Source organism: Acidobacteriota bacterium (genome assembly GCA_034211275.1).
Taxonomy (GTDB): Bacteria; Acidobacteriota; Thermoanaerobaculia; order Multivoradales; family JAHZIX01; genus JAGQSE01.
Map to the genome: position 1 here is coordinate 1 of JAXHTF010000200.1, position 12,107 is coordinate 12,107.

The window sequence follows — 12,107 nt, forward strand, 5'->3', positions numbered from 1 at the left end:
TTCACCCTCGCCGCTCGGGTGCGGGTGAAGGGATTCTCGTCCTCCGCCACCTCGACGCATTGGGAGATGGAGAAGAAGTCCTCCAGGGTGACCCGTTGGAGCCGCGCCGAGCCGGAGGAGAAAGCCCCTCCCGCATCGCCGCAATCCGGCCCCGTGCAGTCGGCGAAGTCGATGTCCGGAGTCGCCTGGGGCGTCGGAATCCAGAACGACAGGTCGCCGTCGAAGTTGGGATTGCGCAGCAGGTTGTCCGGCAGCGCGTCGAAGGTGAGGGCGAAGTCGGTGCCGGCACCGCCGGCGCCGTCCAGCGGATTGCCCGCGGGATCCACCAAGCTGGCGCAGACCAGCAGACGGTAGAGCCCCGGCGTCAGCGCCAGACTGCCGTCGAGACGCAGCGCCGCGGTGGGATCCTGATAGTCCACGGCGTTGAACAGCACCGCCGCGTCGTCCCCCTGGAGGGCCCCGCATTGGGTGGTGTCCAGCTGCCCGTCCTCACCGGCCTCCACCAGCTGGTAGTTGTCCGGATTGAGCACCGAGTTGGGGTTGGCGGGATCGCCGCCGGCGTCGAAGAGCGTCTCGCTGAAGCTCGCCAACACCTGAGTCAGGGAGACCTGCAGATCCTCCCCGTTGGTCAGCGCGCCATCGTCGCTGGTGGCCACCGTATCCACCGCCGTGATCTGGGGCGAGGTGGAATCGACGGTCTGCACCACGTAGGGACCGACGGTGGTGCCGGAGCTCCAATTGCCCGCCACGTCGACGGTGCACAGATGGAAGTAGTAGCTGCCGTTGAATTGGGGATCGCTGGTCACCGTGTTGTTGTCCCCGGGATCCTGGGCCAGGTCCTGCTCTTCATCGCACTCCGTCGCGGCGTTTTCGGAGAACGCGTAGGCGTATCCGGCGACACCGCTGGCGGCGTCGGCGGCGCCGGACCACACCATGACGATCTCGGTGGTCACGCTGGGGCTGGCCACCGAATGGCTGGTGCTCACCAGCGTCACCGGATCCGCGGGAGCGGTGGTGTCGATGAAAAACGGCCCCAGATGCTCCGCGGCGTCGGCACAATTCTCCGCCCGATCGCAGGTGCGCAGATGGAAGTAGTGGGCCATGCTGTCGGCCAATGCCGCGCTCTCGGTGGAGTGGGGATCCGCGGAGTGGGCCAGATCCACCGCCTCGTCGGGCACCGTCGCCGCCTCCTCGTCGAAGAGGAAGGAGTAGCCCGCCAGACCGCTGTGCCCCAGGTCCGCCGCTCCCGACCACTCGATCTCCACGGTGGGGTCGTTGGACCACACGCCGACGGAGTGACTGGGGCTGTCCAAGGTGGGATTCTCCGGCGCCGCCACGTCGCGGGCGAAGACCGCCACCGCGTCGTCCAGGTTGCCGGTGGCGTAGACGCTCTCCTCGTCGGGGCTCACCGCCACCGAGGTCACCCGCCACAGGCCGTCCACTACCTGCGCTCCCTCGGTGCTGCTCTCGCCCTGGCCGTCCACCTTGGCCTCGATGAAGCTGAGGGCACCGGTGGCGGCGTCGCGGCGGAAGACCGAGACGGCGTCCGCCAGATAGGCCGCAGCGTAGACGAAGTCACCGCCGGCGCTGACCTCCACCGAGCGGGCGCCCAGCAGGCCGTTGCCACCGGCGGCGGCGGTACCGGTCTTGGACAGGAAGCTCAGACGGCCAAAGCTCGACGGCGTGCCGGAATCGGTGTCGCGCCCCAGCACCGCCAGGGCGTCCTCGTCGGAAGCGGCGATGTAGAGATGCTCGCTACCGCTGGCCGTCCCCTCCTCTTCGGGGGCCGGGCTCACCGCCACCCAGCGGGCGCCGTTGAGGCCGTCGAACCCGCCGACGCCGTCGCGCACGGTCTCGACGAAGCTCAAGCGGCCGAAGTTGCCGCTGCCGGAATCGGTCTCGCGGCGGAAGACCACCACCGAATCCACCAGCGGGCTGACCACGTAGAGATGCTCACCGTCGGAGCTGAAGGCGGCGTGCACCGGGCCGTCGAGACCCGCCACCGTGCCGCCGACGTCGGAGGGATCGTCGACTCCCTGGACCTCGGCCTCGAGGAAGGTGAGCTCGCCGGTGACGGCATCGCGTTCGAAGACCGCTACCGCGTCGGCGTCCTCCCCGACCACGTAGACGTGCTCGCCACCGGTCTGCGCACCGGCGCCATCGGGATCCGGGCTTACCACCACCGCGGTGGCGCCGCCCAGGCCGCTCACCGTGGCAGTGACCTGGCTGTCGCCGTCGAAGATCGCTTCGACGAAGCTCAGGGCATCGTCGCCGCCGCGCTCGAAGACCGCCACGGCGTCGTCGATGAAGGAGGCGACGTAGATGTGCAGGCCGTCGGGGCTCACCGCCACCGAGCTGGCACCATCGAGGCCGTCGACGGTGAGGCCGCCGAGGTCGTCGCCGTCGAAGATCACCTGCGGAGCGGTAAGGGCCCCGGCGGTGCCTTCCGTGCCCGCTTCTGTACTGGCACCGCGGGCGAAGACGGTGAGGGCGTCATCGGCGTAGCCGGTGGCGTAGACCTGCTCGCCGTCGGGGCTCACCGCCACCGCCAGAGCGCCGTCCAAACCGCCCCCTTCGAGACCGCTGGAGCCGTTCTTCTGCTGCTCCACGAAGATCAGGAAACTCTGATCGTCGGTGATGGTGCCGACGCCGCGGCCGTCGAGGATGGACCCTCCCACCGGGTTGCCCAGATCGACGAAGAAGGTTTCGTCGCTCTCGTCCTCGGCATCCGCCAGCACCTGCACCGTGACGGTGGTGATCAGCGAGCCCTGGGGCACCGTCCCCGCGCCGCTGTTGGAGAGATAGTCCTCCCCCGCCGTGGCGCTGCCGTCGCTGGTGGCAAAGGTGAAGCTGACGTCCTGATCCCACAGATGGCTGAGGCTGACCCGGAACACCGCGTCCACCATGCCGGAGCCGTCGGCGTCCGCTTCCGCCACCCGCACGTCGTTGATGGACAGCGCCGGCGGCGTATCGTCGTCGAGGATGGTGCCCACCCCCTGGCCGTCCAGCACCGTCGCGTTGGCGCTGGGACCGGAAAGGTTGACGAAGAAGCTTTCGTCGCTCTCGATGGCGATGTCGCCGTTCACCGCCACCTCCACCGTGGTGGTGGTGTCGCCGATGCCGAAGGTCGCCACCTGGGCGTCGGCAACGTAGTCGGCGTCGGCGGCGGTGGCGCTATCGTCGGCGGTGGCCCACTGCACCGTCACCGTCTCGTCCAGAGACTCGGAGAGGGTGAGGGTGAAGACCAGCCCGACGGTGCCGGAGTCCCCCTCCACCACCTCGGCATCGCCGATGGAAATGCTCGGCAGGCCACCCACCTGCTCGGGATCGAGATCCAGCCGCGTCACCACCCCGCGGCCGGCGATGGTGGTCCGGCCGGCGAGCTCGCCGTCGATGAAGAACTCGGCCTGATCCCCCGGCCGGGCGGTGCCGGGACGCCGCGGATCCACCGCGTCGATGGGCAGCCGCAGAACGAAGAACTCTCCCAGATCCGGGTCCGAGCCGATGGCGTAGCTGGCCACCGGCTGGGGATCGCCGTTGAGAGCGACGGTGATCTCCCCCTCGTCCGGCACGTCGCCGAAGACCGACGCCTGGCCGTAGTAGATCTGGTCCGGCTCCGAGAGCTCGGCCTCAGCGACCGACACGGCGGTCATCCAAACGCCCAAGATCAGCATCGCCGGTGCGAAGGCTGCTGCCAGGCGCAGAACGCCCAGACGGAGGGCGCCCAAACGGAGGGCGGGACTGAAAAGCGTAGTGGGGTGGCTGCTATCCATGATGCTCTCCTAAGTTCGGGAGATCCAACTCTCGTCGCTCAATTTCCGGAAATGGCATAGGTCTGGAAGAAGAAGTGAATGTCCTCGATGCCCTCGCCGTCCCGCATGCCAGGCTGGCCGGGGATGGGCTGGCCGTTGATCAGGGACTCCAGCCCCTCCTCGGCGTCGAAGAGGAGAGTGCCGCCGGGGATGATCAGCACCCAGCGGGTATTCCACACGGAACGCCCGATGAGACGGCTGTCGGCGGTGGTCTGATCGGCGTCGAAGGGCTCGTTGTAGGGGTAGGCCCGGAAGCTGGAGAACCGCCGGATGGCCCCGAAGTCAGCGCTCAGGCTGTCGTTGACGGGGATCCAATCCGGATCCGTCAGGTCCGAGCCGCCGATGGGGAACGGCACCGGCAGCACCTGATCCACCACCGACCATTCGCGGGTGGTGAAATCGTCGCCGGAGCGCGGCCGCAGGACGTCCGCCCCCACCGGCATCAGATACACCCGCGGCGTCTGGGAAAGCACGTCCTCGGGATATTCGTCGAGCCACACCCCGACGCTGCGCACCCGGGTAGAGAAGTTGCTCGGGTCGTAGGCGCTATCCCCCGCCGCCAGCGGCCAGCCGAAGAAGTTGAGGCCGAAGGTGACGGTGGTAGAGAACGGGATGATCAGACCCGGCTGGGGCCCCAGCACCTCCGGCGCGAAGGGCCGGGCGAAGCGGCGGAACTCGCGGTAGTCCCACAGGTTGTCCACCCGGAAGCCTTCGAGCAGATCCCGCCAATCCTCGTCCGAATCGTCCTGCAACCGGAAGAGCTCCCGGCGCAGCGAGAAGCGGTTGGTCTCGGTCTGCGGGTTGTTGAAGCCCAGCTGGGTCTTGAGCACCTCGAAGTTCTGGTCCATCCGCGCCAGCGGATCCGCCAGACCGCGGGAGCCGGGCACCGGCTCGCCGTCGATGAGCTGCCCCAGGCTGCGCTGGCGCACGATGTCGGTGAAGAAGTCCTGACCGCCCTGGGGATCGTCCCCCAGCAGGTTGGTCTCGTAGTCATAGGCCGCCGCCGCCAGGTAGGCGTAGCGCGCCGTCAGGTCGAATTGGGCGCGGTACTTCTGCAACGCATCGTTGCGGAAGACCCGGAAGGCCATGTCCTGGTAGCGGTAGACCTGGACGTCGGCGGCGGTGTTGCGGCGGAACTGGGCCAGCTCCGCCAGCAGCCGCTGCCCCTTGGCCAGGGCCGCCAGGTAGTTGCCCTTCTCCTGCTCGATGATCTCCCGCCGGGCGTAGGCCTCCAGGCGCAGCAGCGGCTCCTCCCGCAGCAGCGCCTCCAGCTCCTTGACCTTCTGCAGCACCTCGAACTCGTTGTTCAGGGTGGTGACCTCCAGGTCCGCCTGCAGGGCCACGTCCTCCTTGGCCAGGGCGGTGGAATTCTCGGCGATCTGCACCGCGTCGGCGGCGACGTCGAGGAAGAAGGAAGCACCGAGCTTCGCCGCCTCGAGGGTGCACTCCACCGCGGCGAAGATGTCCCCGCCGTTGGAGAAGCCCACCACCACCGAGTCGGGCACGCACTCGTCCGCCGCCTCGAAGGTCTGGCGCACCCCGTCGGCGGCGCGGCGCAGCCCGATCTGGGTCGCCTGCAGCACGCCGATGGCGACGTTGAGGTTGTTGACCTCGTTGCGCGCATCGCTGCGGATCTGGATCTCCCGCTTGCCTACCTGGTATTGCACCTCCAGGAGCTCCGCGGCGTCCTCGATGTCCACCAGCAGATTGTCGTATTGCTGCAGGATCTGCTCGTAGGAATTGAGCGCCACCAGCAGGTCCGACAGCCGATCCTGGAGCTCGCCGGTGGCACGCCGGGCGCCGGTCCAGGCCGGCGGCTTGATCAGGGCGTAGGAATCCGCCGAGCCGCTACGGTGGTACTCCACGGTCATGGGCGTCGACGGCGGGCTCGACAAGGAGCAACCGTCGCCGAAGGGATCGGTGCAGTCGGCGTCGGGAGAGAAGTCGAAGAAGCCCACCGCCCCCAAGGGCTCGAACTCGGCGGTGAAGACCTGCACCGGCTGTTCCCGGGTGCCGGTGAGATCGGTCTGGTCGACGTACATGTAGTGGTAGAGGTCGGGACCGTTGTAGCCCGCCGGATAGGTGCCGCCGGGGCCGATGTCGTCGCTGTAGGGGTAGCCGAAGATCTCGATCAGCCGGTTCTTGTAGGACCGTTCCTGGGAGGTGACATTGATGGTCAGATCGTCCACCGTGTCCTGGTTGCGGCGCAGCAGCTCGGTGAGCTGGTTGGCGTGGTTGAACACCGCCACGGCGTTGTCCATGGCCTGGTCGGCGCGGTCGTAGATCTGCTCGAAGTGGGTCTGGGCGAAGCCCAAGGGCGCGTTGACCAGCGACGGGTCGATGTCGAAGGGCACCACTCCCTTGGCCACCCCCAGGGGGTTCAAGCCCTGGTCCGCCTCGTCCAGCTGCGTCTGGATGTCGGCGAAGTGGCCGACGATCTCGTCCAGCTCCTCCACCGTCGTGCGGTCCACCTTCTGGATGCCCACGTGATCCGGGTCGGCGTCCTCCTCCGGCAGGATGGCGTTGCCCACCACCCAGTCGAAATAGGCCCCCTGGCCGGCTCGCCGGCCCCACTCGGAGAGGCCCCAGGCGCGATCCGCATCCGAATCCTTATAGCCCTGCCACTGTCCGGAAGGATCCTCCACGTAGCGGGCGCGGTAGGTGAGGTCGACGATCTCCGCTCCCACCTGCGCCTTGGAGGCGGCGGTGGCGGCGAACTGGCGCTCGTCGAAGAAGTCCACCTGCACCGGCGTGCCGCCCACCAGCACCGCTTCCTGGGTGGGAATCCAGGTGAAGAAGGGATGGCGCAGCAGCTGATAGTAGGTCTTGACGCCGGTCAGATAGTGCCCCCAGGCGTCGCCGTGGCCTTGGGGGAAGAGGATGCTGGCGTCGGTGACGTCCACCACGCCGTCAAGGTCCTGATCGGTGATGTTGTAGCCCAGGGCGTAGGCGAACTCTCCCTGGCCGGAGGTGAAATTCCAGAACAGGCGGTTGTAGACCGGTGGCACCTCCACCGGCGCGCCGGCGCCGTCGCGGCCCCGCAGCAGCACCAGCTCCTCCTCCAGCAGCGAGGCGAGCTGGTTCTGGAACGAGAAGATGGCCGGCGCCAGGGTGCCGTAGACACCGCTGTCGGTGCCGAAGCCGATCATCGGATCCTGGGCGTCGGCGTAGGCCTCGTTGCCCAACAGGTTGTAGAAGTCGTTGATCCGCGAGGCCACCAGCAGCAGCGCCGTATTGGCCGGCGGATAATCCACCGGCGGCGTGCCGCCGACGCTCAGGCTGAGGCCGCGGCGCAGCACCGTCTCATAAGCCTCGATGAGACCGATGGAGTTGAGGTTGTCGGCGGTGGGATTGAAGGCGATGTCGCCCTCGTAGCGCTTGCCCAGCTGCACCAGCATGGAGGCGTAGGTGTTGGTGGGAGCGGAGTGGAAATCCTGCACCCGCGCCTCGAAGGGGTTGAGGCCCCGCACCACCCGCTTGATCCACCCCTCCGCCAGCTGCGCCCGGGGTTCCAGCGGCGTACCGCCCTTGCCGGCGAAGACGCTGAAGCCGGTGTCGTTGCCGCAGGCCGGCAGGCCGCGGTAGCGGACGACAAACCAATTGTCGCTCAGGGTCTGGAGATTGGCTCCTTCGATGGTGATGTCCACCGCTCCCTGGGCGTCCGGCACCGGATATTGCAGCCAGCCGTTGAGCTGCCCGCCCTCCGGATCCGGCAGCGGCATGGGGGGCGTGCCGTCGGAGTCCGGATGGGTGTACCACTCGAAGATCAGCTGATCCGACGCACCACCGAAGTCGCCGCTGTGGCGCAGGGTGAGCTGCTCGTCGAAGACGTTGTCGCTCTCGATCACCAACAGCTCGCCCTGGTAGGGGCTGAAGACCTCCGGCGTGTCCGGCGGCTCCGGGTAGAGCAGACAGCTGACGTCGATGACCGTCAGGTTCACCGGCAGTGGGTTGAGGCTCGGATGGTTGTTGAACGCCAGGGTCAGATAGCCGGTGCCCTGGGCGGCGCCGGCGGTGAGGGCGGGGCTGTTGCCCAGCACCTGCAGCGGCTCCGGAATGCCGTCCCCCACCGGCAGGCCGGTGTCCGGATCGATGGGCGTGGGGTTGCCGTCGGCATCCGCCGGATCGATGGCCTCCAGCCGGCAGAAGTCACCGTAGCAAGCGTCCTGAACGCCGATGAGCAGCGCCTGGTCGGGCTCGCCGTCGCGCACTCCGACGACGTCCTGGAGGTCCAGCTGCCGGGGATTGCGGGAGAGGTCGTAGAGCTCCTCGATGGCCGCCTGATAGTCGGCGTCGGAGCTCAACGCCAGCAGCGTCTCGCGTTCCGGATCGGTCATCACATTGAGCAGCAGCAGCGGCTCACCGGTGGGCTGCTCCTCGAAATAGCCCTGGAAGGTGAGGGTGAAGAGCAGCGGGTTGTAGATCAGCCGGCTACGCAGGTGGAAGGGCAGCTTGATGGTGCCGTCGGCGCTGGCCACCAGCGATTCCAGGCCGGTCTCCGGATCCAGCTCGGTGGCGATGTCGGCGGTCAGCGGCACCGTCGGCAGGTTGCCGTCGGCGTCCGCCGTGCCGTCCTGATCCACCAACTGCACGGTGCGCGGATTCAAGGGATCGATGAGCTGGGCGAGAGCGCCGGCGCCGTCCGCGCCGCGGTCCAACAGCTCGTCGAAGACGATCTCCGCCGACGCCTGGTCGACGATGTTGGGCAGGCCGCGCTTGGGCTTGAGCAGGGTCTCCCCCACCAGCAGGCTGGGAATCTCGTCCGGCCAGCTGATGCGGTAGCTCACCTCGATGGGATCCCCCGGCGGCGTGGTGCCGGGCAGCAGATCCATCCACGGGATGCACTCCAGGGGGGCGGCGTCCTGCACGCCGTCCCGGTTGCGGTCGTAATAGAAGGTGGACTGGAGCGGATACCAATATTGCACCGTCACGTCGCCGTCGGCCTTGGCCCAGGCGGCGTTCTGATAGTCGAGGAAGAAGGGGTCGCCGGAACCGCTGGTCTCGGCACAGCCCCCCAGCAGCCGCACCGGGTACGGGGCGAAGATCTTGGTGCCGGCGGTGCCGGTGTATTGGAACTCGTTGTAGCCGGCACCGGTGGCCAGCACCTGGTAGGTCAGGAAGTCGTAGTCGGCGGCATCGCTGTCGTAATAGCGAGCCAGCACGTAGGGCTCGGAGGCGTCCCGATGACTGGCGGTGAGGGCAAAGTCGGCGCGCACGGCGAAGATGGCGTCGAAGCCGGTGCCCAGGGTGCCGGGGAGCATCACCGCATGCTCGTCGTTGGGGTTGAAGCCCGGCAGTGAGGCGTCGGGCTGGTTGTAGAGGATCAGGTTGGGATAGATCGCCGGATCCAGCACCGGCTGCCCCAGAACTTCCGAGCCCTGCTCGCTGGCGATGATGATCTTGTCCGGCTGCACCGGCCACTGGCAGTCGTAGAGCACCGACCGGGAAGGCCAGTAGATGCTCCGGGAGTTGCCCTGGTACCAGGCCACGGCCATCAAATCCTGGCCGTCGGAGGTGTTGGGATTGACCTCGTTGACCGGGAAGATGCTGCCCAGGCGGGCGTCCCGGTCGTAAGGCTCGGAGGCGTCGAAGAAGGCGCGCTCGAAGAGCACGTAGCCGCCGCGGCCGGGCTCGTCGTGGGCGGCCGGGGGCTCGATGCGCTTGCCGACGGTGCAGGCGGCGTTGTTCTCGAACACCGCGGTGCCGGCGGCCTCCACGTTGGTGTTGTAGGGCAGGGTCTCCACCACCTCCACCGCCACCGGATTGTTGGAGGTGTCCGGATCCCCTTCCGCCAGTGCGTAGAGCAGCACGCTGAAGCCCTCAGAGGTGGCGTTGAAGACCTTCGCTTCCACCGCCGCGTCGGTGCTGGCGGAGGACGAGTAGGTGGTCACCAAGCTGGCGAAGGAGAGCCCCAGGCCGGAACGCTCGATCTCCGCCGGCGCCCCGGCGATGTGCACCTGGCGGCAGGCGTCCGCCACCGGATCGAGCTCCGGGCAGTAGGTGTCCGGCAGCCGGCTCTCGCCGAGGACGATGATGCGTTCCGGATCGGTGAGATCCGGCGGACCGCCGCCGTCCCCCGGCACCTTCCAGCGCACCTCCGCCGCCACCGGCTGCAGGGCGTAGAGCTTGGCCTCCGAGGCGCTGTAGAAGAAATAGTCGGGGATGGCGCTGCCGGGAGCGTCGATGGAGATCTCCGGCTGCGATTCCACCGGATAGTCGGGGTCCAGGAAGGCCCCCGACGGCGCCGGCACTTCCGCTCCCACCACCCAATCTTCCAGGGTGATGGTGAACCACTCGCCATCGCCGGTACTGTCGTCGAGCTCCAGGTTGGCGGTGAAGACGTCCTTCTGACCGGCCACGAGCTCCCGATCCCCAAAGAGGGCCGTATCCTCGAAGTCGCCGGAGACGTAGACATTCTCCGTGCCGTCGGTGGCGATGCCGAAGCCCCGGTCCTCGCCGCTGCCGCCGGCGGTGAGCGCCCACTCGAAACTACCGTCGGTGCCGTCCACTCCGGCGACGTAGACGTCCGTCGAGCCGGTCACCCCATCGTCCTCGACCACCGCATCGTAGGTTCCCACCGAGTCGGGGAAGACGACCTGGTCGGTGAACTCGCCGGTGACGTAAACGTTGCCGTCGTCGTCGTGGGCGAGGGCCCGGCCGATGCCGCCGGAAGCGCCGCTGGCCCACTCCCAGGTGAAATCGGTGGCGGCGTCCTCGCCGTCCTGCAGGCGGGCGAGGAAGGCGCCGGAGCTGTAGGGCAGGGTGTAGCCGCCGAAGCTTCCCGCTCCCGATTGGAAGCCCGCCACGTCGAGATAGCGTTCGGTGGAGCTGGCCTCGTAGGCGGCCAGATCCCAAACGTTCACCTCCTGCGGCAGCTGCTCCGCCCACTCCCAATCCGGCAGGTCGGTGCCGTTGTCCTGCAGCTTGGCCAGGAAGGGAGTTCCCTCCAAAGACCCCAGGGTCACCGTCGGCCTCATCTCGGCGACCTCGTCCTTGACCAGGGGGATGCCCAAGGTGCCGAAGGCGGTGTCCTGGACGAAGATCGACTGACTCGCGGAACGGCTGTCGCTGGTGGTCAGGAACCAGGATTGAGGCAGACAGATGCCGCCGCCGCCGCAGGGCCCTTGGGCGAAATTCCAATCCCCGAGGCCGTCCTCGAAGTCTTCGTTGAAGAGCTCGGCCTGGACCCCCCCGCTCTCGGCGTAGATGCGCACGTCGTCGACCCACCAACCCTGATCAGCGACGCTGACGTCCTGGGCGAAGCGCCAGCGGAACCGCACCTCGCGGAAGGCGAAATCGCTGAGGTCCACCAACACCCGCTGGAAGCCGCCGTTGTCCCCGCTCCAGACCTGGCGGCCAATGAGGGGACTGTAATAACCACCGGGGACGGTGCTGTTGTAGCCGTTCTCCAAAAAGCGACCGCTGTCGGCGGGCACCCCGCCGGAGGCTGCCAGGATGTCGGTCCAAGCGCCGCCGTCCACGGAATACTCGAGAACACCGCCGTCGTAGCGAGACTCGGTGTTGAGCCGGTGATAGAACTCCAGCCGCAGGTCCGGCACCGACCCGGTGGGATTGAGGGTCGAGCCGGCGAGGTTTACCGTGGAATAGAACTGGCCGGCGACGAAGAGAGCACCGGTGGAGTCCACCGCCAGCTCCATCAGCTCTTCCCGCGTATCGTCCGCGCCGCCGCTCTTGGCCCACACCCAATTGCCAGCGGTGTCGAGGCGCGCCACCAGCGCCGAGGGAGTGTCCGCGGTACCGGCACAGAAAGTGTCCTGGGCCAGACCGCTGGCGGCAGTGCCGTCCTCGTCGTAGAAGACCGGACACCACGCATAGCCCGCCACCACCACCCCGTCGGGGGTCGGCGGGACGGTGGTCTCGTCGCCGGCGATGACGGCGATGGAGCGCCCTTCATCCTGCCCGCCGTCGTGTCCCGCCTGCCGTGCCCATTCCCAATTGCCGTCGATGTCGAGCTTGGCGACGAAGAGCTCACCGTAGGCATCGGTCCCGGACAGCTGCACCAACGCTACTCCCCCGCTGCCGCCGCTTGTGAACTCCGCCGTGCCGCTGAAATACCCCGTAACGTAGACGTTCTGGGAATCGTCCACCGCCAGGTCGTAGGCCACGTCCACCGACGGACCGCCGCCGCTGGCGGCCCACACCACATCGCCGTTGACGTCGTATTTGACGACGAAGAAATCGTTCAGGCCTTCGGAGGTCAGGATCCCCGACCCGAAGAAAGCGGTGCCGCGGAAATCACCCACGGTGTAGACATTGCCCGCGGAGTCGGGGGGC

Annotated in this window: 2 protein-coding genes; both read right to left on the reverse strand. The window is 67.8% G+C overall.

Going from position 1 to position 12,107, the window contains the following annotated elements; genetic code table 11:
- Positions 1 to 3,773 (reverse strand): beta-propeller fold lactonase family protein (locus SX243_21540; GenBank protein MDY7095568.1); only part of this gene is annotated, 3,773 nt, incomplete at its 3' end.
- A 38-nt stretch (positions 3,774 to 3,811) separates the two neighbouring features.
- The gene (locus SX243_21545) at positions 3,812 to 12,076 is read right to left on the reverse strand and encodes a hypothetical protein (GenBank protein ID MDY7095569.1); all 8,265 of its coding nucleotides are present in this window, start codon (positions 12,074 to 12,076) and stop codon (positions 3,812 to 3,814) included.
- Between the last annotated feature and the right edge of the window lie 31 nt (positions 12,077 to 12,107).